Below are 25,276 nucleotides of genomic sequence, written 5' to 3'. Positions count from 1 at the left end.
TTAAACCGCAGGTTCCTGCTGGCTCAAACAATGAAAGCTTCCCAATCCCCAAATAATATCAACAGAGTTTATACCGATCACTTTTCGATCAGGGAAACAGCTTTGAAGAATTTTAAGTGCTTTTTCATCATTTACATCATCAAAAATTGGCACAATTACCGCCGCATTGGCAATGTAAAAATTTGCATAAGATGCAGGCAGGCGAGTATCTTCATGAATAACCGGCGATGGCATTGGCAATTGAACAATATTCAATGCTCTACCATCTTTCAGCTTCATGGCTTTTAAGGCCTCTAGATTCTCTTGTAACAAGATATAATTTTCATCCAGTGGATTGCTTTCTACAACAGTTAAAACCGTATCCTCGTTTACAAAACGCGTAATATCATCAATGTGGCCGTCTGTATCGTCGCCAACGATTCCATCTCCCAACCATAATACCTGATCTTGACCATAATATTCTAGCAAATATTGTTCAATCTGCGCTTTGGTTAAATGCGGATTACGGTTTTCGTTCAATAAACAGGCAGTTGTGGTTAAAACCGTTCCAGCGCCATTAAATTCTACCGAACCTCCTTCCATCACAATATCTGGTGTAAACAAAGGTAAACCGAAATGTTTGGCAATTTTTGTCGGAACCACATCATCCAGATCAAACGGAGGGTATTTCCCACCCCATGCATTGTATCCCCAATCTACAACAGCCTTTTCATTTCCTTTCAGCAAAAATGCAGGACCGTGATCGCGGCACCAGGCATCGTTGGTTTCATTAAAATAAAATTCGATCTGGCTTAAATCGACATCTATTTTTGTTAATTCAGAAACAGCAAAAGCTTTCATTTCTTCATCCTTAACATTAATACGCACTTTCTCGCCTTCCGCAACAGCTTTAATAAACAGGCAATATGGTTCGTAAATGGTTTCGATTTTACCAGGCCAGCTCTCCTCTTTATGCGGCCAGCTTAACCAAGTTGCCTCATGTTTTACCCACTCTGCAGGGAAAACATAACCTTGCTTCTTCGGTGAATAATCGAATTGATTGATATTTAAATCTTTTCTTGGAGGGAAATTTGACATCTAATTTTAATTTATAAAATGAATGGTCCGTGAGGACACGAACCATGGATTTTTGTTTATGGGTTTTCACTTTAAGCTTTGGTCTTTAACCTTTCTGCTTAATCCCCGTCAATATATCTTTTTGTAATCGGCTGGTAAGAATCAATTCTTCTGTCTCTTAAAAAAGGCCAATGTTTACGGAAGAAATCAGATTCTGATAAATCCAGTTCAACTACCTCGGTTTCTTCCTGATCGTGAGAACCTAAATAAAGTATTTTGCCTTGTGCGTTTGTGGCGAAACTTCCACCCCAGAATTTCATGGCGCCATCTTGCTCAAAACCTACGCGGTTTACACTCACAACAGGCACACCATTTGCAACCGCATGTGAACGTTGGATGGTTTGCCAAGCATTGTATTGATCTTGATTGGTTTCTTCATCCTGATCCGTAGCCCAGCCAATTGCAGTCGGATAAAACATGATATCTGCACCCATTAATGCTGTAATACGTGAAGCTTCCGGATACCATTGATCCCAACAGATCAGAATACCAATTTTAGCAAATTTGGTTTGAAAAACTTTGTAGCCTAAGTCGCCAGGGGTGAAATAAAACTTTTCATAATAAGCTGGATCATCAGGAATATGCATTTTACGGTATTTACCTAAATATGAACCATCAGCATCTAAAACTGCAGTTGTATTGTGGTATAAACCTTCAGCACGTTTCTCAAACAAAGAAGCGATAATTACCACCCCCAATTCTTTGGCTACCACTTGTAAAGCATCAGTAGACGGTCCAGGGATAGCTTCAGCTAAATCGAAATTATCGTAATCTTCAACATCGCAGAAATACAAAGAAGTAAAAAGCTCTTGCAAACACACAATCTGTGCACCTTTTGCAGCTGCTTCCCTTACTTTAGCAATCGCTTTATCTAAATTTTCTTGTTTATCTTTAGTACAACTCATTTGTACCAAGCCAACTTTTACTTTCTTCATGTTTTTTTGAAATGAGAGAATGAGAGAATGATTAATTGAGAGAATGTTATTGTGCTTATAAGCCACATTCACTCATTCAAAATTCATTCATTCAAATTTTCGTCAAAGTTACTATTTTGTTTAAAAGTAGAACGGCATAATAATGTAATTGTTTTTCTGAAAAGCAAAGTCAGCATTTCAAACGTTTGCCAGTCGGGCTATCCATTATAGCTCCGAAGAAAATCGGAGGCTGCCATTCCTATCCCGTTTAGATGGGATAAGATAGTGCTGCTATTTGAGGTTAACCCACCTGACGGAAGCAATTCCCCGCTATGTTATTATTTTGAATGGAAAAAACATTGTCATCCTGAGGGTTAATTAATTGTTTAAAATCAATATGAGTGACGTACAATTGTTTTTTCTTGGTCTATGGCGCAGTCTTGCCTCGGCTCGCCGCCGCCGAAGGGCTCTTTCTTTTTGGCATCAAAAAGAAACAAAAAATGCCGGCTGAAAATTTTTCTTTTGAAGCGAGTACGTTGGCTTGGACAGTGCAGCCCGAAAAATTTGTTAGGCCGGGTTTAAGTAGAACGGTGATACAGTGCCGCGGCCTAGTTGGATGGAAATACACAATCGGCATAAACCATTCATATTTAAATAATTACAAAATAACGTCAATGGTAGCTTGTCGAAGGCAAATGTTTTTTTTCGATTATAAAAGGTCTTTACTTCGGCCAAGTTCAGTACAGGCTGGCTCAGACTGACAATTATGCTTAAAGTAATAAAATTTAGAGGAAGATAAAATGAAAAAGCCCCGATTCTCATCGAGGCTTTCTGTCTTACTTTAAAACCAAATTAAGGATTTATATTATCCTTTTTAGGTTTGGCTTTTGTTTCTACAATTTCTGCAACCGCTACCACTTCTTTGCGTTGCGCTGGGTCCATCAACTCCATCAACTTCAATCCCAACAGACCATCCATTGCTGAACCGCCGTGGTTACCTCCACTACCACCAATCAATACATCAGGAATCAGTTTCACATTACCTTTTGATAACTCCTCGGTAATTTTGTAACGGGTAAAGTTTTCGCCTCCCAAAGCTTTCACGGCAAGCTCGTAAGCTTCGGCGGTTGATTTACCTACCGCTAAGATTTTACCTGCTTCTGCACTACCGGTTAAAGAAATCTGCTCAGCCTCTGCTGATGCCCTTAACTTTATCGCTTCAGAATCAGCCTGTGCTCTTGCTTTGGTTGCCTCAGCCTCTGCATGCGCCCTCATTTTAGTGGCCTCAGCCTCTGCTCCCACTGCGAGTTTTACACCAGCCGCATCGCCTTCCGATTTTTTCACGGTTGCACTTGCGGTACGTTCGGCAATCTCCACACTTTGTTGTGCCTTCACAATATCTTTCTGCATATCAGCAATCGCAGTTTCTTTCTCCATCCCCTGGCGCGTTTCCTGTGCCTGTTTTTGGGTTTCGTAAGTAACCTTTTGCTCTTCCGCAATTTTACGGTCGGTTAAGGTTTTCATTAACGATTCTGGCGGAACAATGTCTCCGATCAGCGTATCAACCGCATTTACGTTATATTCATCAAGCACTTTACGGATATGTTCTTTAGCCGATTCCTGACGCTCTTTACGGGTACTTAAGAAAGCAATCACATCACTTCCCTGTGCCGAGTTACGGAAATAGTTACCAATGGTGGGTTCTAAAACCTGCGAAACCAGATTCACCATATTACCAAAACGTGCAATAACTTTAGGAGCTTCCGTAGTTGGTACGTGAATAATCTGCGCGACATCTAAATTAAAGGGGAAACCATCTTTAGAACGTACAGTAATGGTTGACAGGTTTTTATCCAGATTATGTGCCTCACTACGTGCCGATGCCCAGTTTAACACCAAATTAGTTGTTGGTACCAACTCTACCTTCATAATGTATTTGTTAATCGGATATTTACCTGGCCCAAGCGGTTCGAGCCAAACACCTTTAGAACCTTTACCAACAATATTACCATGTTTAAAGTCTGCACCGGTCAGGTCGTTCCCATCAGTACCAATAAATGAGATTACAACGCCTACATAACCGATCGCGATTTCAGTCATAGGGATTTCCTCCAATTGAATTGCCCAGGGGTTAAGGTTATAAGAACCTGCCAAAATTACCTGGGGTTGCAAACCACGGTTACCACCTTGTTTTATAAAGGCATCGAAATCCTGGAAATTGTTGTGTCCATCAACAAGCTTGCCCGCAATCTGATTGGCCTCAATCGGTAAACCATCTAAAGTGGTTACAATGCCCACCATGCTTTCCTGGATTCGGATCATATCCGTAACAGAAACCTGAAACAGCATCGTATTGATACGATAAGAACCCGAGGTAATATAAGAGGTTTGCCGGCCTCGCTGACCGCCATTTTCGAGAAACTTCACTGCATCCTGAAAATTATCAGACTCTACCCTTTGCCCAAGGATATTACCCGTTGGAATTTCCGAACCATCTTTGGCCATAATCAGTCCGATTTTACCCTCCGGAATAATGGTAAACTGTTCCATCGTTACGCTGTACTGCCAGAACCACATTCCGAAATACAACCCTGGGGCTAAGGTTTTTCCCTGGAAACCAGCTTCGCCTTTAACCGCGATGATGCGGCCATCGGGCAGCTCCCGGTCGGAACCGAAGAGCACGAATTTTTTGGTAATCAATCCGATCCTATCTTCGGGTACGATGACCATCCCGAATAAGAAACGTAAAATATATTTGTATAAAACTATGCACAACAGTGCCACTAAAACCCACCAGTAATTAGAAATGAGCGCTTCCATAATGTTATTATTTTTTCTTTTTTTAACCTGATAAACCATTTATCAAGCACGATATAGATATCAAACGCCGTGCTTTGTTACCATTTTTGACACTTATTTTTAAACTATTTTTTATTGATTTTAAGGCCTAAAAGATGACTCAGGATCGATTTAGAGCGAAATGTCATCTGCAGATGACATTTTATAGAATAGCCTGACTAAATGCTTATAAACGCTAAAAACTAACCATTTAGGTTTACCGAAATAGTTGCAGAAATTTTAATTGTATAAATTACAATTAATCGAAAAAAATGTGTCCTTTTTTAGACCTATACAAATGACCCAATTGGCCTACACTAATTGATAAGCTTTAATACCAGAAGCCTCAAATGAGCGTGATCTTAAATAATATACGGATAGAAACATTACAATATATTAGAGATATTATTACATTTATTCAAAGTATTATCAGACATGGGCTTTTTCGAAGATTTTACGGACGACTATATAAAGCCTTTCGGAGAACTGATCGTACTTGTTACTTTCTCTATTTATACGCGTATTGCCTTATGCGTTTATTTGGTCTTTAGCGATCCTCTTTCAGTGGAATTTAAATATCTCGTTGTTATTATATTCTGTATTCCAATTTTGAGGTATATTTTCCATTCGGTTACCAAAACCGATATGCCAGATGGTTCAAATATGTTTACTTCATGTGTTTTTCCCGTATTATACCCTTTCGCAAATTCCCATATCTTATATCTATACAATTTTCCGACACTGCTGGCATTGTTGATATTGTTTATCCCAATGGCCATATATTACGCCTTTTTTATTGCTGAACGCCTTTATCCCGATAATCGGATAAAATTTTTAACTACCTTATGTTTCTACGTCTTACAGTTTTTGTTTGCTGTAAATTTTGCCTTTGATACCGCAAAAACTATTGATAAAAGATATTATGTTATTTCTAAAAACGAAATCGTTACCGGAGGAAATGGCCCTGAAGATTTTGAGACACATCACTATTACTTAGATCTGGTACCCATAAATAAGAATGTAGATCCACCTAAATGGATAGAAGTGAGTGAAAAAACTGATAGTACGTTTCGTGGTGTTTTTAGCACTAAGTTTTTATTATGGAATGGCAAACCCTATAGAATATTTGCCAAGAAGAAAGTAACTGATACCATAAAAAGAAAATATAACACATTTCTATTACCAAGAACGCGTTTGCGTTATTATTTCTTGTTGCAGCATGATTTAGATTACGAGCGAAAAAAAATAAAAGGAGAAGTGTACGATAAATTTAACATAGGTAGTTATATAATAATAGAAAAACACCCCGGCCTATTAGGGATTGAGTGGATTACCTATCGTTAACATTTTTACCAGAATGGATTGGAACCCCATGTAAACTAAACCCGATTGCACGAATGCCCCCGGTTTTTTTATCGGGGCAGAAGGAAAAGCGGGACAGGAACCAACCTAAAAGCACAGGAACTTGCTTTTCAAACTATTTCGACTACAAAACACAAAGATTAAATGCCTACTTCTACACGATACTCTTGCTGCAACTCAAACAGGCATTTGGCGCAGAGGCAGCCATCGTACAGTTCGGAGATGTATTGTACCTCGTTAATGCTTAACTGCACCACGCTGCACTGGCATTTGGTATAAGAATTTGCCTTGCACTCAATGACGCCATTACATCGCTCGCAAGGGATGATTTCGTGTTTGGCGCTATGTTTTAAGGTATTATTCATATGTTCACTGGTCATTAGTTCACTTGTATTTGGCGCTTTAGAAACTAATGAACCAATGGCTAATGAACTACTGAACCACACAAAAGTATAAACAAAAAATAAGGTTTTGAGCGTTTGCCCAAAACCTTTACTTTATAATTGCTTTTAAGGAACTATAGCTACATTTACCTTTCTTAAACTAGTTTAAGTTTTTCTTGCAAGGTACTGTTCATCTTTGTATAGTACAATTTATCCTAGCAAAGATTATGAAAATAGTAGTTATCGGCGGTACCGGCCTTATTGGTAACCAAATCGTAAATCAATTACAAAACAGCGGACATGAAGTGATCGCTGCCTCGCCCAATAACGGAGTGAACACACTTACTGGCGAAGGTTTAAAAGAAGTATTGCAAGGGGCACAAGTAGTGGTAGATGTATCTAACTCGCCATCTTTTGAAGACGCTGCTGTGATGAACTTCTTCAAAACCTCCAACGAAAACCTGTTGCCTATGGCAACGGCAGCTGGGGTACAGCATCATATTGCCTTATCTGTAGTGGGTACCCAAAAACTCCAAGCCAGCGGTTATTTTCGTGCGAAACAGATGCAGGAAAGCCTGATCAAAGCATCAGGCATTCCCTATACTCTTGTTCATGCTACCCAGTTTTTTGAATTTGCAGGAAGCATTGTTCAAATGAGCATGACCGATGGAAAAGTAATCCTACCTGCAGCCAACATTCAACCTATCGCAAGTAAAGATGTAGCTGCTTTTATGGCCAAAATAGCTTTGGAAAAGCCCGCTAACCAAATTCTTGAAATTGGCGGACCTGAAAAATTTGATATGGCAATATGGATAAGAAAATATTTGCAGGCAACTCACAAAAACTATGAGGTAACATCTGATGTTCAGGCTTCGTACTCGGGAGCATTGTTAACCGCTGACACGCTGGTGCCCGAAGCAGCTGTTTTTCTCGGCGAAACCCATTACAAAGATTGGATTGCGATTACTAAAAATCAACGATAAAAAAAGCCCGATACAATGTATCGGGCTTTTGTATTGGAGGCTGTTTTAAATAATCTCCTTTAAAATTCTATCTTGCGTCAGACCTTGAAACAACCTTAGGATGACGACTCGTTAGGACTAGCCTGAGCAGCTGATACAGCCTTCTTCCATTGAACAAACTGGTCCGTCAACGATTTCTTCTGCAACCTGATCTTGTGTCATTTCAGCTGGAATAACCGCTTCAATTGCTTTACCACCTTGGTTCTCTACCGTAAATTTAACGGCCTGAGAAGCTGCTTGTGTACGCAAGTAATACATACCGGTTTTTAAACCTTTCTCCCATGCATAGAAGTGCATTGAAGTTAATTTTGATGTATTTGGTGCGTTTACGAACAAGTTTAACGATTGCGACTGGCAGATATAGGCACCGCGATCTGCAGCCATATCGATGATATTACGCATCTTGATCTCCCAAACGGTTTTATACAATTCTTTAATATAATCAGGAATCGAATCAATAGCCTGGATTGAACCGTTAGCCAATATGATCTGATTTTTCATATCGTTGTTCCATAAACCTAATGCTACTAAATCTTTCAATAAGTGTTTGTTTACCACTACAAACTCTCCACTTAATACACGGCGGGTGTAAATGTTAGAAGTATATGGTTCGAAACATTCATTGTTACCTAAAATCTGAGAAGTAGATGCAGTTGGCATTGGTGCAACCAATAGTGAGTTGTACACACCATCTTTAACTACTTTTTTGCGCAATGCATTCCAGTCCCAACGGCCGCTATCTGGTGTAACATTCCATAAATCGAACTGGAATTTACCTTTTGATAATGGCGAACCTTTAAATGTTTGATAAGGACCATTTTTCACAGCCAAATCGTGCGAAGCCGTCATCGAAGCGAAATAGATCGTCTCGAAAATATCTTTATTTAAACGTTTAGCCTCATCACTTTCGAAAGGTAAACGCAATAAGATAAAGGCATCAGCCAAACCTTGTACACCTAAACCAACGGGACGATGGCGCATGTTTGAGTTTTCGGCTTCTGGCACCGGATAATAGTTATGGTCGATGATTTTGTTCAGGTTTAAAGTAGCCTGATAAGTTACATCGTATAATTTCTGGTGATCGAAAGCACCGTTGATTACGAAACGAGGTAATGCCAATGATGCTAAGTTACAAACCGCAACTTCATCTTTAGAGGTATACTCGATAATTTCGGTACACAAGTTAGAACTTTTGATGGTACCTAAATTCTGTTGGTTAGATTTGCTGTTCGCTGCATCTTTAAACAACATGTAAGGCGTACCGGTTTCAATTTGCGAATCTAAGATAGCAAACCAAAGTTCTTGTGCTTTAATGGTTTTACGGCCACGGCCTTCTGCTTCATATTTAGCGTATAATTCTTCGAATTCCTTACCGAAACAATCTGCCAAACCTGGTGCTTCGTGCGGGCAGAATAATGTCCAATCGCCATTATCTTTAACACGTTGCATAAACAAATCGTTAATCCAAAGGGCATAAAACAAATCGCGCGCACGCATTTCTTCTTTACCGTGGTTTTTACGAAGGTCTAAAAATTCGAAAACATCTGCATGCCAAGGTTCTAAATAAATAGCAAAAGCACCTTTACGTTTACCTCCACCCTGATCTACGTAACGTGCAGTATCGTTAAATACACGTAACATTGGAATAATACCGTTACTTGTACCGTTTGTACCACCAATATACGATCCTGTTGCACGGATGTTGTGGATACTCAAACCAATGCCGCCTGCACTTTGCGAAATTTTAGCCGTTTGTTTTAAAGTATCGTAAATACCTTCGATGCTATCATCCTGCATGGTTAACAAGAAACATGACGACATTTGAGGTTTTGGTGTAGCTGCGTTAAACAAAGTTGGTGTAGCATGTGTAAACCAACGCTCGCTCATTAAGTTATAGGTTTTGATTGCGCTATCGATATCTTCTTTGTGGATACCAACAGAAACACGCATAAACAAATGTTGAGGACGCTCTACAATCTGACCGTTAACTTTTAAAAGGTAAGATTTTTCTAAAGTTTTAAAACCGAAATAATCGAAACCGAAATCGCGGTCGTAAATGATAGAACTATCTAAAATATCCTTGTTTTTTTCTATAATCTCATAAACATCATCAGCGATAAGAGGAGCATCTTTCTGCGCTTTCGGGTCGAAATATTCGTACAACATTTTCATCGTACCCGAGAATGATTTAGTGGTGTTTTTATGTAGGTTGGAAACCGCAATACGCGATGCCAACAAAGCGTAATCAGGGTGTTTTGTTGTTAACGAGGCAGCAGTTTCTGCAGCAAGGTTATCCAGCTCAGATGTTGTTACACCATCGTATAAACCTTCGATAACCTTTTTGGCTACATCGATTGGATCGACCAGATCTGAATTTAAACTATAGCACAACTTTTGAATGCGGGCTGTGATTTTGTCAAATTGCACCGCTTCTTTGCGGCCATCTCTTTTTAGTACGAACATATTTTATGAGATTTAAGTTTTATTATTAAGCCGTGAGTATCAAGTATCAAGACCTAATCATCACTTTGTATTTTTTGTTATTTATTTATTAGTATCGAGTAGCGGGTAACAAGTATCAAGTAGCGAGATTAAAACCTTTCGCCCTCTACCTTAAAAGTCTTCATCTAAAGAAAACGCCTGTTTGTTATTATCAGCAGAGGTTAATACACCACTTTTCTGATAATCGCCAACACGTTTTTCGAAGAAATTGGTTTTACCCTGCAATGAAATCATTTCCATAAAATCGAATGGATTGGTTGCATTGTAGATTTTTTTGTAACCCAGCTCCTGTAACCATCTATCGGCTACAAATTCGATATACTGGCTCATTAATTTTGCATTCATACCAATTAGCGCAACTGGTAAGGCATCAGTAATAAATTCTTTTTCAATTTCTACAGCATCACTAATAATGCCATGAACTGCTTCTTCGCTCAATTTATTGCTCAACATGCTGTAAAGTAAACAAGCAAATTCGCAATGTGAACCTTCGTCTCTCGAGATCAGCTCGTTACTGAAAGTTAATCCCGGCATTAAACCACGTTTCTTTAACCAGAAAATAGAGCAGAAACTTCCGCTGAAGAAAATACCTTCAACCGCAGCAAATGCCACTAAACGCTCGGCAAAAGTTCCATTTTCGATCCAGCGTAAAGCCCATTCTGCTTTTCTTTTCACCGCAGGTACGGTATCAATGGCGTGGAACAAACGGTCTTTTTCTTCTGGATCTTTAATATAAGTATCGATTAACAGGGCGTAGGTTTCGGCATGGATATTTTCCATCATAATCTGGAAACCATAAAAACAACGTGCTTCTGGCAATTGAACCTCACTCATGAAGTTTACCGCAAGATTTTCGTTCACAATACCATCACTAGCAGAAAAGAAAGCAAGGATGTGCGAAATGAAATGTCTTTCGCCATCGTTTAAATTGTCCCAGTGTTTCTGGTCGTCAGAGAGATCAATCTCTTCTGCAGTCCAAAAACTAGCTTCGGTCTTTTTATACATTTCCCAGATTGCCGGATACTTAATCGGCAAAAGCACAAATCTATCTTTGTTTTCTTGTAGTAATAATTCCTGTTCCATACGCTGATGTTTTTAATTCTATTTTTTTAACAGAGCCGACAAAGGCACGCATCCATCAATTTTAAATGATGATTGTAATGTCTTTTATCAAAACGCTGTTGTGAAAGTGCTAACTCTATTGCCCGACAAACAACTGAGTTTTTAGTTAGGGAAAATTTAAAATTGCAATCAGGTGATATACGTATAAATTACTAAAAACTAAGCTTTTATATTTGTTTTCAAGCGCAAGAAGTTAAAGAACTTTGTTATAACAAATATATATACGGCGGCCCTTTTTTGTGAACCAAAGTTGTTAACACCCTGTTCAATTGCTGGGGAAAAACGATCAGTCGAATATCATTTTCAAGCGAAAAAAAAGCTAATCGTTTCTTTTCAAGGGCTTAGCAAACCAAAATGAGTGTTAATAACTTAAATTTGAGGGGTATAACAACTACTAAATAGAGCCAAAAGGAGTATTACCCAGTCGTATAACTGAGGCTTACTTTAGCTATGCCTTTACGGAAGATACCGATCTGTTTTGCAGCACGTTCAGATAGATCTATAGCCAATCTTTTAGAGAAAGGACCACGGTCATTTACCTTTACCACAACTGATTTTCCGTTATCTGGATTGGTTACCGTAACCAAGGTGCCGAATGGCAGCGTACGATGGGCAGCTGTTAGCTTTTTTGCCCTGTATTTGGCGCCGCTGGTGGTACGGCGACCTTCAAATTTTCTGTGATAATAAGTGGCGAGAACTGTTTTTTTAATACTATCTGGTTCGTTTGATGAATCAGAATCTTGTGCTTTACCTTGTAAAAACAGGAAACAAAAACTTAATAACAACAGACACTTCATAGGCTAAATTTTCTTTATCGAGCCTGCAAATATAAGCATTTAGTTTATAATCAATAATTTGTGGAAAAACAGCCCGATTTTGCGCATTAAAAAAGGCGTACAACTTATCGCTGTACGCCCTTACCTAACCCTTCTACATCCACCTTATTTTTGATCTGGCACGAAATTCATTGAGATCGAATTTACGCAATGACGGGTGTCTTTATTGGTAAATCCTTCGCCCAAAAATACGTGCCCTAAATGCGCGCCACAATTGGCGCAAACAATTTCTGTACGCGAGCCATCAGCATCAGGGATACGCTTTACAGCGCCTTTAATTTCGTCATCGAAAGCAGGCCAGCCGCAGTGTGCATCGAACTTACTTTCCGAACGGTACAAGGCCGCATTACAACGCTTACAGGTATAAGTCCCTTTATCTGTTGTATGTTCATATTTACCTGTACCAGGGTATTCTGTACCTTTATTTACAATTACTCTTTCTTCTTCGGGTGTTAATGGATTCCAGTTCATTTTCTTTTTTGGTATGATTTGTTCTGTTTCCTTCGATTGTTTTACGGCTTTCTTATCTTGCTTTTGGGCACAAGCAGAAATACCTGTTATTAAAACAACAGCAGAAACCAAAAATAGTTTATTTAACATCGTTTTCATACCTCAATATACGCTATAGATTCTGTTTTGGTTTGCAGGTTTAAGAGAATGGGGTAGTGTTTACAAAGCGATGATAAATGAGCGGGGAGTTTGGAGTTTTCAGTAGGGAGTTTTCAGTTTTGGGTGCAGAACCTCACCCTGACAAAGTTTAGGTGGTATGTTCCTTTCGTTCCGTCCCTCTCCTCCAGGAGAGGGAAACGAGGGCTGGTGGTTTTAACCTTAAGCATTAAAGATTCCAGCCTGCGCGGGAATAACGCCATAAGAAGAAAGATGGCCATAACACGCCAACTTCGTGTACTTTGCGCCTTAGTGGTCGAACACATTCTTCGCGAACTTTGCGGTAAAAAAACAAAAAAAGCGTCCCGAACCTAATCGAAACGCTTTTCTATAAAGAGATTTTTAAATCTTATTTTGCTAATTCTTCTGCCATTGCAGCACCGATTTCAGCAGGACTTTCTACTACACGGATACCACACTCGCGCATGATTTTCATTTTAGCAGCTGCAGTATCATCAGCACCGCCAACAATAGCACCAGCGTGGCCCATTCTACGTCCTGGAGGCGCAGTTTGACCAGCGATGAAACCAACAACTGGTTTAGTACCATGTTCTTTGATCCAGCGGGCAGCTTCTGCTTCCATTCCACCACCAATTTCACCAATCATGATGATACCATGAGTTTCAGGATCGTTCATTAATAATTTAACTGCTTCTACAGTAGGTGTTCCAATAATTGGGTCACCACCAATACCGATAGCCGTTGTAATACCTAAACCAGCTTTAACAACCTGATCTACCGCTTCGTAAGTTAAAGTTCCTGATTTAGAAACCACACCTACATGACCTTTTTTGAAGATAAAACCTGGCATGATACCAATTTTAGCTTCGTCAGCCGTAATTACACCCGGGCAGTTAGGGCCGATAAGTGTAACATCGCGGTCAGTAATATATTCTTTAACCTGAATCATATCCTTAGTTGGGATACCTTCAGTAATACAAACAATAACTTTAATACCACCTTCGGCAGCTTCCATAATTGCATCAGCAGCAAAAGCTGGTGGCACAAAAATGATAGATACATTTGCACCCGTTTTATCAACGGCATCTTTAACAGTATTAAAAACAGGCTTATCTAAATGCAATTGCCCACCTTTGCCAGGCGTTACACCACCAACTACGTTTGTACCATAGGCCAGCATCTGCTCAGCGTGGTAAGTTCCTTCGTTTCCGGTAAAACCCTGAACGATAACCTTAGAATCTTTATTTACTAAAACGCTCATGTATCAATATTTTTTTTGTGCAAAGCTAATATTATTGAACTGGAATTCAAATCTAAAACCATATTATTTAGTCCGTTTTTTCAGGAAAATGTAAGGAAATGGTTTATAGCCGCCGTAGCCAATCATAGGCTTTATTCAGAAGTAAAAACAAACCGTTCGTTTTCAAATTAAAATATCAACATTTAGGATTAGGAAATGAGCAGTCCTGTGCTTTTGGAGGGCTGCACTCCCGCTCTCCGTTACTTCTTGTAAAAACCAGAGCCACTGTGATCGGGTTTAGTAACAAAGTGCTGGTGCTTATGGCAACATGTCTGGAGCAAGCCTTTCATTATAAACCTGACAGGAACGGCAGCCTCCGATTTTTTCTATCGGAGCTACAGTGGATGGCAGGACGGAACCCCACCTAAGAACGGCAAACCATACGTTTTCAAATTAAAATATCAACATTTAGGATTGGGAAATGAGCAGTTAAGCGCTTTTGGAGGAGTCTAGTCCCACTCTCCGTTACTTCTGGTGAAGAACCAGAACCACTTCGATCTGGTTTAGTAACAAAGTGCTGGTGCTTGTGGCAACATCCAGGCAAAACGCCTAAATTTACCTTTTGATCGGAAAGACCAAAGCAGAAAGACTAAAAATCCAGACAAACTTAAGCCAATTATAAAACGCATATGATCAAGAAACTAATCCCAATCGCAACCATTTTTGCTGCAACCTTTATTTCAGTTAAGGCCAGCGCACAAAGTACCGATACCAGCAAATACATCCTCCAAAACGATATTGAAGTAGCCAAAGAGGAACCCGGTACGCATAACGGCGGAGGCAAAACCATTGGCTTTAACTTTTTTAGTGATGCCAAAAGCCTGAAAACGGTATTTAAAAAAAGGATTTTGAAATCAGGCTCCTCCATCGGCTACCATTTGCAAAAAGAAGATGAGATTTATTACGTACTCAGCGGAAACGGAACCATGCAGATGAACGGAAAAACTTTTGCGGTTAAACCTGGTGATGCCATTTTAACCCGCCCAGGCAGTTCGCATGGTATTGCCCCAAATGCCGGTAATGATTTGACTATTATGATTGTTTACGAGAAGAAATGATGATATTCGGTTCTTTACGAGATGCTACGATTTGGGAGTTGCATTAGTTTTTCATCCCCCAGCCCCCCTTCAAAGGGGACTTTAATACACTACATTAGAGAACAAATACCAAACAATGGAACTGGAAAAACATTATACCAACAGAACGGGTTGGCTAAGGGCGGCAGTGCTTGGTGCCAACGACGGCATTATTTCTACAGCCAGTTTAGTTATTGGTATTGCCGCAGCGAGCGATACCAGAAGTCCGATTGTATTAGCGGCACTGGCCGGTTTGGTTGCCGGAGCATTATCCATGGCAGCTGGAGAATATGTTTCAGTAAGTTCTCAGGCTGATATTGAAAAAGCAGATCTTGCACGCGAGAAAATAGAACTCGAAACCATGCCCGAATTAGAGCTGAAAGAGCTCGCTAAGATATATGTTGCGCAGGGCTTAGATGAAGATCTGGCCATGCAGGTAGCCATAAAATTGACCGAGAAAGATGCCTTAGGCACACATGCCAGAGATGAACTGGGTATTAACGAAATTACACAACCCAAACCGCTTCAAGCGGCTTTTGCATCTGGAGCCTCCTTTATAAGCGGTGGTATTTTACCTTTTTTAGTTGCTTTTCTTGCTCCAATAAAATCGATGGTGTTTTATCAATATGGTTTTGCTATCGTGTTTTTGGCCTTATCAGGTGCAATTGCAGCAAAAGCAGGAGGCTCTAACATGATTAAAGGGGTATTACGGATCTGTTTCTGGGGAACGGTGGCCATGGTAGTAACTGCTTTGGCTGGGTATATTTTCGAGGCCAGGACCAGTTAATCAATAGGCAGTTTACAGTTCTCGGTTGACGGTTCTATTTTGCAAAATCTGCGAGCATCCTTGTAATCTGTGGGAACCATTTAAACGTATTTATTCCCGCTGATTTTAGATGACAAACGCAGAATGTAGCTTGGCTTTTCCCGGTATCATAATCCTAAAAACGAAAAGCCGGACTAACTTTAATCGTTAATCCGGCTTTGCTTTACTTATCTCTCGTAATTCGTCATTCTGAATTTATTTCAGAATCTTAAATGCTATTCTAATCAAAATAGACCCTGATCCCGAACATTCGGGACAGGGTGACGAACAGATAAAGAATAATTTCGATCCGGAAACAATTGCCAAAAAAGATAAAAACGAAAAGCCGAACCAACTTTAATCATTGATCCGGCTATGTTTTACTATTTATTAGACTAAAGATTTTCGGCTTCAGACTTAGGCTTTTCTACCTTTGGTTTTGGCTCAGTTTTCCAGGCTTTTACCCATTCGGCCTGTGCAGCTTCGTCATGGAAAGTCCATGCTACGAAACGGCTTATTTTTTGTCCCTGGCTCATTTGAACGGTGGTTACCTCAAAAGCATTTGCTTTAACCAATGCGCTGTAGATGCTTTTTAAGTTAGCACTTTTTGATACCAATGAGGTAAACCATAAAACCTGGTTTTTGATCTGCTCACTCTGGATAATCATTTGCTCTACAAAAGCACGTTCACCACCCGGGCACCAAAGCTCGGCCTTGTTACCACCAAAGTTTAATACATGTTTTACTTCCTTCTCATTTCCGCCCAGATTACGCCATTTCTGACGGGTACCTTGCTCAGCTTCTTTTAAAGAGGCATGAAACGGTGGATTACAAACCACCGCATCGAACCTTTCTTTACCACCTACAACACCCCTAAAAATACCCATTTTTGAAGATTGCTGACGGATTTCCACTGCCCCTTGTAATGGCTTATTGGCTTCGATAATGCGCTTAGCCGAATCGACCGAAAGTGGATCGATCTCAGAACCTACGAAACTCCAGCCATATTCCTGGTGACCAATGATGGGGTAAATACAGTTTGCACCTACACCAATATCCAATACATTAATATTGGCTCCTTTAGGGTTTTTACCTTTATTGCTTGAACCCAATAGATCGGCAACATAGTGAATATAATCGGCCCGGCCCGGAATAGGCGGACAAAGAAAATCCTGGGGAATGTCCCATTGTGAAATGTTATAAAAATATTTCAACAATGCCCTATTAAGTGCTTTAACGGCACTTTGATCTGCAAAATCGATAGAATCATCATTGTGTTCGTTTTTAAAAACGAAACGTTTTAATTCTTTTGAGGTTGCTATAAGTTGTTTGAAATTGTAACGCGAACGGTGTTTGTTGCGTGGGTGTAACTCGCTTTTTTCCTTGCGGTTATTTTGTTCTTCTTGAGCCAATGTGCTATGGATTAATTAAACAAGCTGTGTGCATGTTTCTAACACAAAGGTACATAAAAAGGTTGAAGGTGTGAAGGCTGAAGGTAGAAGGCTTTTGCATGTGCTATAAAAACAAAGATTTACTATAACATAAATACAAGAAATTTTCCGTGATTTCTGTGCTTCCGTGGCTAAATTATCTGCACCCAGACTGAAAACTCACAACTATACCTCCTCTGCTTTTTCTATCATTGCAGGCTGAATAGCTTTCTGATACTTTGCCTCATCGAACTGGTTTTCACTTTTAGCAATTACTATGGTGGCCACGCCGTTTCCGATTACATTGGTTATAGCCCTTGCTTCGCTCATAAAACGGTCTACACCAATTAATATGGAGATATGTTCTATCGGCATAATTTTCAAAGCGGTTAAGGTTGATACCAAAACGATAAAGCCGCTCCCCGTTACCCCAGCTGCACCTTTAGAAGTAACCATAAGCACGCCTAAAACTGTAATCTGCTGACCCAAGGATAAATCGACATGAAAAACCTGACAAAGAAATATTACGGCCATGGCCAGGTAAATTGCCGTTCCATCAAGATTAAAAGAATAGCCGGTAGGGATAACCAAACCAACAACCGATTTATCGCACCCAATAGCTTCCATTTTCTGCATCATGCTTGGCAATGCCGATTCGGAAGAAGAAGTACCCAGTACAATTAAAATTTCCTGTCGGATATACTTCAGGTAAGCCCACAAGCTAAAGTTATAATAGCGGCAAATCCCATTTAAAACAATAAAAATGAACAGGATGCAGGTTAAATAAACTGAGCCCATTAGTTTAGCCATACCCACTATACTTTCCAAACCATGCGTACCAATGCTGAAGGCCATTCCTCCGAAAGCCCCAATTGGCGCTAAACGCATAATTACCTTCATAATTTTGAAGAGTACTTTCGATATTTTATCGAAGGCATTTAAAACGCTTGTTCCCTCTCCTCCTAATTTATTCAAACCATAACCGAAAAGAATGGCAAATAGCAAAATCTGTAAAATGTTTCCCTCAGCAAAAGCGGCAATCACATTATGCGGAATAATATGCAGAAAGAATTCTGCCCAGTTCATATCTTTTGCCTGCTCGGCATAACCAACAATTTTTGTAGCATCGCTAGCCTTAGTTATCATTCCGGCACCAGGCTTTAAAACATTCGCTACCACTAAACCAATTGCAATAGCTACTGTGCTTACAATTTCGAAATATAACAATGCTTTGCCACCCACCCTACCTACTTTTTTCATATCGCCCATGTGAGCAATACCTAAAACAATGGTAAAGAATATAATTGGTGCAATTAACATGCTAATCAGGTTGATAAAACCCTGACTGATCAATTTAGCTGTAGGCGCAAAACCGGGGAAGAAAATCCCAACATTAATTCCTATTATGATGGCAAGGATGACCTGAAAGGTTAAATTGGAGAATACTTTTTTTATAAATTCTATAAATGTCATCTTTATTTTTTTAGGTGTTTTGGCTTGCTATTGAATAATGAACAGACAGTAAGCTTAAAATAATTTTATTTATAAATACTGACCTCAATTTTCCCGTCGGCAGTAATTGCGCCTCTATACATTCCCTCGGTATTAAATGGCATAGTCATATTTCCTTTTTTATCCAAAGCAATTAAACCACCGTCGCCCCCCATTTTACCTACTTTATCTAAAGCAATTTTCGATGCCTCTGCAACAGATAAGCCCTTATATTCCATTAAATCGGAAATCGTTTTGGCCACCACATTACGGATATAAAACTCGCCCCAACCAGTACAGGAAATACCTGCTGTTTCATTATTACAGTAGGTACCCGCCCCTATAATTGGTGCATCGCCCACACGTCCATATTTTTTGTTCGTCATACCACCGGTTGAGGTTCCCGCTGCCAGGTTTCCAGCCTGATCTAAAGCTACACAACCCACCGTGCCGAATTTGTAATCGTGGTTTTTAATTCCAAATAATTCCGATTTTTTACTTCCATGATCTAAAACCGCTTTGGTAGAATCTTCTTTAATGGCCTGTTTTAAGCCATCCCAACGTTCCTTAGTCCAGAAATATTTAGGATCTACGATTTCCAATCCGACCTCTTTTGCAAACTGATCGGCACCTGCGCCAACCATCATTACATGTTCCGATTTTTCCATCACAGCCCGTGCTGCAGAAATTGGATTTTTTATGGTAGTTACCCCAGCAACAGATCCCGCCATTAAGGTTTTTCCATCCATTATTGCGGCATCAAGCTCATTTCTGCCATCATGTGTAAAAACAGCACCTTTGCCAGCATTAAAATGCGGATCATTTTCTAAAACATGAATGGTTGCTTCAACGGCATCGAGGCTCGATTTACCTGCTTTAATTTCTGCATAACCTGCATTTAGTGCTTTTGTTAAGGCAGCGATATAAGCAGCCTCCTTTTCGGGACTCATGTTCTTTTTGAGAATAGTACCAGCACCACCGTGAATCACCATTACATATTTTTTCTGCTGTGCAGAAACCTGCAAGGCTAAAGCCGAAAACAAGAATAAGGCAAGTAATTTTAACCGTTTCATCTTCCTATTGGGTTTAAGAAGCCGTTAAATTAAGAAAATCCTTGAGAATAAATAAGTTTAAACTTTAGCTATCCCTTTGGATGAGAACTGCAGATCATAAAGCTTTTTATAGTAGCCATTTAATTTTAACAGCTGTTGATGCGTGCCTTTTTCTTTAATCTCACCTTTATCGAGCACAATAATCTGATCGGCCTTTTGAATGGTCGATAAACGGTGGGCAATTACAATTGAGGTACGACCTTCCATTAAGTTATCAATAGCCTTCTGGATCAATAATTCTGTTTCGGTATCCACTGATGAAGTGGCTTCATCTAAAACCAAAATAGCCGGATTATGCACAAGGGCACGGATAAACGAAATCAACTGGGCCTGACCAGCTGAGAGTGTAGCACCTCTTTCCATCACATTATATTGATAGCCACCCGGTAAACGTTCTATAAAGTCGTGAGCACCAACTTTTTTGGCAGCATTCACCACTTCTTCGATGGTAATTTGGGGGTTATTTAGTGTAATGTTGTTTAAAATGGTATCCGAAAACAAGAAAACATCCTGAAGTACAGTAGCAATATTACTCCTTAAGTAATCCAGATCAAAATCTTCGATATGAATGTCATCTACGGTGATATCACCCTTTTTCACTTCGTAAAAACGGTTCAGGATATTAATGGTAGAAGATTTACCAGCACCTGTTGCCCCTACCAAGGCCACAGTTTCGCCAGCCTTCACTTCGAATGTAAGGTCTTTCAGCACGTAGTTTTCGTCGTTATAGGCAAACCAAACCTTTTCGAATTTAATATTCCCGTCTAATTTGGCTGGCTTTTGCGTCCCCATATTTGGCGTAGTTTCATCAGTATCTAAAACTTTAAAAACACGTTCGGCACCCACCATTCCCATCTGCAGCGTATTAAACTTATCGGCCAACTGGCGGATCGGTGTAAATACCATACCCAGGTACATAATAAACTGTGTGATGGTTCCAGGCGTTACATCCAACGGTTTGGAAAGAATACTTTTTGCGCCGTACCACACCAACAAACCCAGCGACATGGCCGAGATTAACTCCACCACAGGAAAAAAGATAGAGTAATACCAGTTAGAACGGATATTGGCATCACGATAGCGCTTATTAATGGCGTAAAATTTTCTGTATTCCTGTTTCTCCCTGGCAAAATACTGCACAATAGATACACCCGTAATGTGTTCCTGCAAAAAAGTATTCAGGTTAGAAACCTCATTCCTGATTTCCTGGAAAGCCACTTTAATCGCTTTCTGGAATTTCCGGGTAGCAATAATCAACAATGGAATGGGCAAAAGCACCACTAAACTCAATTGCCAATCGGTATATAACATGACGCACACAATCACCACCACCTGCAAACTATCGCCTATCATCGAGATTAAACCTTCCGAAAAGATATCGGCAATAGTTTCCAAATCGGAAACAGTTCTGGTAATTAATTGTCCGATAGGCGTTTTATCGAAGAATTTTAGGCGGAGTTTTGTAATGTGGTTAAAAACATTGATCCGAAGATCGCGGATAACCGATTGACCTAACGTATTGGTTAAAAGCGTGTGGTTATATTGAATCAAAGTTTGTAAGATCAACATAAAGATCATCAACATGGTCATATTCACCAGGCCAGAATAATTTCCGGTTAAAATATAATGATCGAGTGTATACTTAATTAAAAACGGACGGACCGGAGAAATGGCCGCAAGCAGAATGGTTAAAATAACCGACCATACAAAAACGGCACGGTAAGGCTTTACGTATTGAAAAATACGTTTCAGTAATCCAGTGTTGTATACGTCGCCTGTAACTGCCATTTTTTTTTAATTTTGAATGAGAGAGTTTCGAATATTGAATGTTAGAGATACTTTTTCATTCCCTCATTCAATCCTGCTCTCATTCAATCATTTTATATAATCGTATTCTATTCTCACTAAGTATAAGCCACAAGCAGGCACCGATTGCCCGGCCTTACTGCGGTTTTTACTTTCTATTATTGCTTTAAAATCTGTTAAATTTATTTCTTTTTTACCGATCTCTACCAAAGTACCCATAATGGCTCTTACCATATTGCGTAGAAAACGGTCGGCCTGAATGGTAAAAACCAATCCATCTTCCTGCTGCTCGAAAACAGCTTTGCTTATTTTACAGTTATTGGTAAAAGTTTGCGTGTTTGATTTGCTAAAACACGAAAAATCGGTATAATTTAATAACAGTGCCGCTGCCTCGTTCATTGCATCTACATCCAGTTTATCTTTAACCAACCACGATCGGTTAAGTTTGAAAGGATTTTTTTCGAAGTGAAGGTAATATTTATAAGCACGGGCAGTGGCATCAAAGCGGGCATGGGCATCATCATGTACAGGTATAATCCGTTTTGCTGCAATTTGATAAGGCAGCATGGCATTAATACCGGTTACCGCACTTAAAACCTTAGCCTCTTCTACACCTTCAACATCAAAATGTGCATAAAAATCAGTAGCATGCACGCCTGCATCCGTTCTTCCACAGCCCAATGTTTCGATGGGCTGTCTAAAAAAAACAGACATAGCCTTATCTAACAATTCCTGAACGGTAATTGCATTAGGTTGTGTTTGCCAGCCATGGTATAAGCTGCCATCATAAGCCAATTGGATGAAATACCTTTTTTTACTCAAAGCGATGCAAAAATACTTTTTTCCTTTTATTTAGAAGGAAAGCGCTCTACATTTATTATAAGTAGCCATAACTAAGGTGTAGCGGTATTTTTCTCGTCAAACTGCCATTTATTATTGTAAAAACCGGCCAGCTTAATGCCTTTGCTTCCTTCTTTTGGTAACTCAGATGAAAAAATCATAAAATCAGGGAAACCACTACCTCCGGCAAAATACTGGTTGGCATAAGCCGCTTTCATCCCTTTTACTCCAGTACTGGCTACTACGCCTATCAATAATTTATTGTCGTGTTGAGGCCAAATGTAATATGCGGCTAAATCATCGCCTTTCAACACATGTTGTTTCGTTGTTATTTGCGAATTGCTTACTTGTATAGGACAATCTTTAAGTAATTTATTCCAGGCTGTATTATTTTCGGAGTTTCCATATAAAATAATATTACGCCCCTGGTATTTTGATGCTGAAAATTCTTTATCCATAATGGTATCAATAGCTCCATTACCCCGGTAATACCAACTTTCAGCATCGTATTTGGCTTTATTTAAATTAGCCAGATTGACTTCAGCAGAACCGTTTGTTCCAACCACAAAAACCATTTTATGATTAAAAGCTTCTTTAAATGTGCCATATCGTAAAGGGTTTTTATCTCTTTTATCAATTTTAGTGATGATTTGCCACGCATCGTTATTTTTCTCTAAAAACAGGGTATCATTAACGCTTTGTGTGGTATAATTAATAACTGTTAAACTATCTAAAGTAATTTTTATGGGTGTTTTTACAGCAAAATCTGTTAAAGCCAATTTTAAAAGCGCAACGTTCTCGGTTTTACCAACAATGGTTGATAGCTTCCTGTCTCTTGTTAAAATGATGCGACTATATTGTAAAGGCTGCGTTTGCTGATAAATAGTAGCCCAGCGATAAGTAGACGAAATTCCGGGACTAGATGTGGTAAAATCGATGCGGTTTACAGCAGAATCGGCAGCAATAGTATGCCACTTAAAAAAACTAAAAATAGGTGGCCAGTCTACACTTTGGTCACCGAACCAGTGCTCGCCGCCTGGATATTCATAATAACTAAAATCGGCATGAAAACCAGCAAGTAATTTCTTCATTTGCCTTGCATAACTAACAGGCACTACCCTATCCGCATCGCCATGCAAAACATAAACGCCTAATGGTGTGTAATTAGTCACTAATTTCGGAACATCGCTCTGGTTGCCAGCCCTTAACAACATCCTTTCGACCATATTTTTACTACTATCAGGGATTTTCCCATCGGCAGAACCGTAATCTTTAAGCGAAGCATAACCTGCGGCAGGTGCAATAGCAGCCCATTTATCGGGGTAAGTGGCACCTAAAAACCAGGTACCATGTCCACCCATAGAATGGCCGGTCAGGTAAATCTGTTTATCGTTTGGTTTAAACTGATCCTTTGCCAACGCCAACGCTTCTAAAGCATCCTGTCTACCCCAATCTTCCCAATTAAAACCACGTGGCCTGCGGTTAGTGGCTGCAACTACCGTTCCCCAATCTTTAGATTTATAGGCTTTTGCCTGACCAATGGCTTCTACACCGGCACCGTGGACCGACAGAAACAATGCTGAATTTGGTTTCCAGCCGTTAAGCTGTGGGGTAACTGCGAAATACTGCAAGCTGCCATCAATTTTACTGATAAAAGTCTGTTTATAGCTTGATGAATTGGCTAAAGCTTCAATTACAATCGTTTTCTGTTCCACATTTGTTTTGTTCTGTAAGAGTTGTATTTCGAGATTATAATTACCTGGTGTGGTTATGGTACTTGCATCTAACTCAAAAATCACCTTCCTCATGCTCAGTTTGGCGATGCGCGAAATGGCCACTTCCTGCTGTTTACCATTTAAAACAGTTTTGATATGCAAACCGTTAACATCTTTCAAAGAAGAATTACTTACCGTTAATGCCCCTTTTAGTACACCATTTGCCCGATTGATCACAATGTTCGGTAAAGTAACGTCGTCTGTATGGATGAGTAACTTTTTAGCATTAATAATGATCATAGGCAATATGCTGGCACCTCTTACAAAAAGTTCGTTTACACCTTTTTTTAATTGAACCGGAATATTCATATAAGCCGATGCATAGGGATCGCCCATATGTGGGGTACCATTGAAAAACAAACTATTGCCTCCAATTACATTTAAAATTGCCGTCTGTTCTTTTGGGGAAGTGTAAGTAATATAGATATAATCAGAACCTCTATCTATGCTCCCTGGATTTAGGAAAGGATTATTTGTAGTCTGAAAAGATCTTCTGGAGAATGCACTAAAACGGCCATTAGCATCTGCTTTAATTGCTTTCCATAATACTTTTTGACCATCTTTGCCTGCTGAAAACGCACCATTTTCCGTCGGCCTCTGCAATTTTCCATTTGCCATTTGCCAGGCCAGTAAATCGGTATAAACAGCTTCGCGGCCATAACGGCTACCACTGGCTACCGTTAATGCCTGCTCAAATTTAAGGGTATCTTGCGCAAAGGTGTTTGTTGCAGCAAGCAGGAAAATTAGAAAAAGTAAGTTTTTTGGCATAAATCGTTTTATTGGTATGGTTTATCAAAGTTAACCGATTTAAAAGACCACCATCGCAGAACAGTTGGATGTAATACCTTTTTTACCCAAAGCGACATATAAGTACTATTTAAGGGCAAAGGGGTGAATAGCGCGTTTGGCGCTGAGCGTT

19 protein-coding genes are annotated in these 25,276 nt (G+C 39.6%); 4 read left to right on the top strand and 15 right to left on the bottom strand.

Annotated elements, in window-relative coordinates; all coding sequences use genetic code 11:
• The 3 genes from LQ227_RS13685 to LQ227_RS13675 all read right to left on the bottom strand — a co-directional run bounded on the left by LQ227_RS13685 (position 1) and on the right by LQ227_RS13675 (position 4,850).
• Entirely contained in the window at positions 1-1,077 is a 1,077-nt protein-coding gene (locus LQ227_RS13685; RefSeq protein ID WP_230146288.1) for an agmatine/peptidylarginine deiminase, read from the bottom strand.
• 98 nt (positions 1,078-1,175) lie between these two features.
• Positions 1,176-2,051 (bottom strand): carbon-nitrogen hydrolase, encoded by an 876-nt coding sequence (locus LQ227_RS13680; RefSeq protein ID WP_230146287.1) that lies wholly within the window; start codon positions 2,049-2,051, stop codon positions 1,176-1,178.
• Between the two features lie 831 nt (positions 2,052-2,882).
• Positions 2,883-4,850 carry an SPFH domain-containing protein gene (locus LQ227_RS13675; protein ID WP_230149667.1) on the bottom strand — a complete coding sequence of 656 codons (1,968 nt, stop codon included), beginning with the start codon at positions 4,848-4,850 and terminating at the stop codon, positions 2,883-2,885.
• Positions 4,851-5,303: 453 nt separating this feature from the next.
• On the opposite strand from LQ227_RS13675, the gene LQ227_RS13670 reads away from it, so the two are divergent.
• Positions 5,304-6,212 carry a hypothetical protein gene (locus LQ227_RS13670; RefSeq protein ID WP_230146285.1) on the top strand — a complete coding sequence of 303 codons (909 nt, stop codon included), beginning with the start codon at positions 5,304-5,306 and terminating at the stop codon, positions 6,210-6,212.
• 158 nt (positions 6,213-6,370) lie between these two features.
• Here the strand turns inward: LQ227_RS13670 and LQ227_RS13665 are convergent, their stop codons facing one another.
• A complete protein-coding gene (locus tag LQ227_RS13665; protein WP_230146284.1) occupies positions 6,371-6,610 on the bottom strand; it encodes a cysteine-rich CWC family protein in 240 nt (79 codons plus the stop codon).
• A 230-nt stretch (positions 6,611-6,840) separates the two neighbouring features.
• On the opposite strand from LQ227_RS13665, the gene LQ227_RS13660 reads away from it, so the two are divergent.
• Positions 6,841-7,596, top strand: a complete 756-nt coding sequence (locus LQ227_RS13660; protein ID WP_230146283.1) for an SDR family oxidoreductase — start codon at positions 6,841-6,843, stop codon at positions 7,594-7,596.
• Between the two features lie 117 nt (positions 7,597-7,713).
• On the opposite strand, the gene LQ227_RS13655 is transcribed toward LQ227_RS13660, so the two are convergent.
• From LQ227_RS13655 to sucD, 5 genes are all read right to left on the bottom strand, one after another.
• Positions 7,714-10,098 carry a ribonucleoside-diphosphate reductase subunit alpha gene (locus LQ227_RS13655; RefSeq protein WP_131029987.1) on the bottom strand — a complete coding sequence of 795 codons (2,385 nt, stop codon included), beginning with the start codon at positions 10,096-10,098 and terminating at the stop codon, positions 7,714-7,716.
• A 150-nt stretch (positions 10,099-10,248) separates the two neighbouring features.
• Positions 10,249-11,220, bottom strand: a complete 972-nt coding sequence (locus tag LQ227_RS13650; protein ID WP_025145778.1) for a ribonucleoside-diphosphate reductase small subunit — start codon at positions 11,218-11,220, stop codon at positions 10,249-10,251.
• A gap of 455 nt (positions 11,221-11,675) precedes the next feature.
• Positions 11,676-12,056: a septal ring lytic transglycosylase RlpA family protein gene (locus tag LQ227_RS13645; protein ID WP_230146282.1), complete on the bottom strand. Its 381-nt coding sequence runs from the start codon at positions 12,054-12,056 to the stop codon at positions 11,676-11,678.
• Positions 12,057-12,200: 144 nt separating this feature from the next.
• Complete coding sequence (locus LQ227_RS13640; protein ID WP_215131388.1) at positions 12,201-12,704, bottom strand: methionine-R-sulfoxide reductase; 504 nt, start codon at positions 12,702-12,704, stop codon at positions 12,201-12,203.
• Between the two features lie 406 nt (positions 12,705-13,110).
• A complete protein-coding gene (gene sucD, locus LQ227_RS13635) occupies positions 13,111-13,983 on the bottom strand; it encodes a succinate--CoA ligase subunit alpha (protein ID WP_230146281.1) in 873 nt (290 codons plus the stop codon).
• 668 nt (positions 13,984-14,651) lie between these two features.
• Here sucD and LQ227_RS13630 point away from each other — a divergent pair.
• Both LQ227_RS13630 and LQ227_RS13625 read left to right on the top strand, forming a co-directional pair.
• Positions 14,652-15,080 (top strand): cupin domain-containing protein, encoded by a 429-nt coding sequence (locus LQ227_RS13630; RefSeq protein WP_230149665.1) that lies wholly within the window; start codon positions 14,652-14,654, stop codon positions 15,078-15,080.
• 115 nt (positions 15,081-15,195) lie between these two features.
• Positions 15,196-15,885 carry a VIT family protein gene (locus LQ227_RS13625; protein WP_230149664.1) on the top strand — a complete coding sequence of 230 codons (690 nt, stop codon included), beginning with the start codon at positions 15,196-15,198 and terminating at the stop codon, positions 15,883-15,885.
• 413 nt (positions 15,886-16,298) lie between these two features.
• On the opposite strand, the gene rlmF is transcribed toward LQ227_RS13625, so the two are convergent.
• From rlmF to LQ227_RS13595, 6 genes are all read right to left on the bottom strand, one after another.
• Complete coding sequence (gene rlmF, locus LQ227_RS13620; protein WP_230146278.1) at positions 16,299-17,315, bottom strand: 23S rRNA (adenine(1618)-N(6))-methyltransferase RlmF; 1,017 nt, start codon at positions 17,313-17,315, stop codon at positions 16,299-16,301.
• A 204-nt stretch (positions 17,316-17,519) separates the two neighbouring features.
• Positions 17,520-18,806, bottom strand: a complete 1,287-nt coding sequence (gene dctA, locus LQ227_RS13615; protein WP_230146277.1) for a C4-dicarboxylate transporter DctA — start codon at positions 18,804-18,806, stop codon at positions 17,520-17,522.
• A gap of 65 nt (positions 18,807-18,871) precedes the next feature.
• Positions 18,872-19,897 carry an isoaspartyl peptidase/L-asparaginase family protein gene (locus LQ227_RS13610; RefSeq protein ID WP_230149663.1) on the bottom strand — a complete coding sequence of 342 codons (1,026 nt, stop codon included), beginning with the start codon at positions 19,895-19,897 and terminating at the stop codon, positions 18,872-18,874.
• 57 nt (positions 19,898-19,954) lie between these two features.
• Positions 19,955-21,724 (bottom strand): ABC transporter ATP-binding protein, encoded by a 1,770-nt coding sequence (locus tag LQ227_RS13605; RefSeq protein WP_230146275.1) that lies wholly within the window; start codon positions 21,722-21,724, stop codon positions 19,955-19,957.
• An 87-nt stretch (positions 21,725-21,811) separates the two neighbouring features.
• Positions 21,812-22,564, bottom strand: a complete 753-nt coding sequence (truA, locus tag LQ227_RS13600; RefSeq protein ID WP_230146274.1) for a tRNA pseudouridine(38-40) synthase TruA — start codon at positions 22,562-22,564, stop codon at positions 21,812-21,814.
• 71 nt (positions 22,565-22,635) lie between these two features.
• A complete protein-coding gene (locus LQ227_RS13595) occupies positions 22,636-25,125 on the bottom strand; it encodes a prolyl oligopeptidase family serine peptidase (RefSeq protein ID WP_230149662.1) in 2,490 nt (829 codons plus the stop codon).
• Between the last annotated feature and the right edge of the window lie 151 nt (positions 25,126-25,276).

Origin of the sequence: Pedobacter sp. Bi27 (genome assembly GCF_918698255.1) — a bacterium.
Classification (GTDB): domain Bacteria; phylum Bacteroidota; class Bacteroidia; order Sphingobacteriales; family Sphingobacteriaceae; genus Pedobacter.
This window is presented reverse-complemented; position numbering and strand designations above follow the sequence as displayed.

Bases quoted from the DNA above. Each gene is read 5' to 3' on its own strand.
- LQ227_RS13650 (WP_025145778.1), bottom strand. From the start codon at position 11,220: ATGGAACAGGAATTATTACTACAAGAAAACAAAGATAGATTTGTGCTT.
- LQ227_RS13640 (WP_215131388.1), bottom strand. From the start codon at position 12,704: ATGAAAACGATGTTAAATAAACTATTTTTGGTTTCTGCTGTTGTTTTA.
- LQ227_RS13660 (WP_230146283.1), top strand. From the start codon at position 6,841: ATGAAAATAGTAGTTATCGGCGGTACCGGCCTTATTGGTAACCAAATC.
- LQ227_RS13605 (WP_230146275.1), bottom strand. From the start codon at position 21,724: ATGGCAGTTACAGGCGACGTATACAACACTGGATTACTGAAACGTATT.
- LQ227_RS13685 (WP_230146288.1), bottom strand. From the start codon at position 1,077: ATGTCAAATTTCCCTCCAAGAAAAGATTTAAATATCAATCAATTCGAT.
- dctA (WP_230146277.1), bottom strand. From the start codon at position 18,806: ATGACATTTATAGAATTTATAAAAAAAGTATTCTCCAATTTAACCTTT.
- LQ227_RS13625 (WP_230149664.1), top strand. From the start codon at position 15,196: ATGGAACTGGAAAAACATTATACCAACAGAACGGGTTGGCTAAGGGCG.
- LQ227_RS13655 (WP_131029987.1), bottom strand. From the start codon at position 10,098: ATGTTCGTACTAAAAAGAGATGGCCGCAAAGAAGCGGTGCAATTTGAC.
- LQ227_RS13630 (WP_230149665.1), top strand. From the start codon at position 14,652: ATGATCAAGAAACTAATCCCAATCGCAACCATTTTTGCTGCAACCTTT.
- LQ227_RS13645 (WP_230146282.1), bottom strand. From the start codon at position 12,056: ATGAAGTGTCTGTTGTTATTAAGTTTTTGTTTCCTGTTTTTACAAGGT.
- LQ227_RS13595 (WP_230149662.1), bottom strand. From the start codon at position 25,125: ATGCCAAAAAACTTACTTTTTCTAATTTTCCTGCTTGCTGCAACAAAC.
- LQ227_RS13675 (WP_230149667.1), bottom strand. From the start codon at position 4,850: ATGGAAGCGCTCATTTCTAATTACTGGTGGGTTTTAGTGGCACTGTTG.
- LQ227_RS13665 (WP_230146284.1), bottom strand. From the start codon at position 6,610: ATGACCAGTGAACATATGAATAATACCTTAAAACATAGCGCCAAACAC.
- LQ227_RS13680 (WP_230146287.1), bottom strand. From the start codon at position 2,051: ATGAAGAAAGTAAAAGTTGGCTTGGTACAAATGAGTTGTACTAAAGAT.
- LQ227_RS13670 (WP_230146285.1), top strand. From the start codon at position 5,304: ATGGGCTTTTTCGAAGATTTTACGGACGACTATATAAAGCCTTTCGGA.
- sucD (WP_230146281.1), bottom strand. From the start codon at position 13,983: ATGAGCGTTTTAGTAAATAAAGATTCTAAGGTTATCGTTCAGGGTTTT.
- LQ227_RS13610 (WP_230149663.1), bottom strand. From the start codon at position 19,897: ATGAAACGGTTAAAATTACTTGCCTTATTCTTGTTTTCGGCTTTAGCC.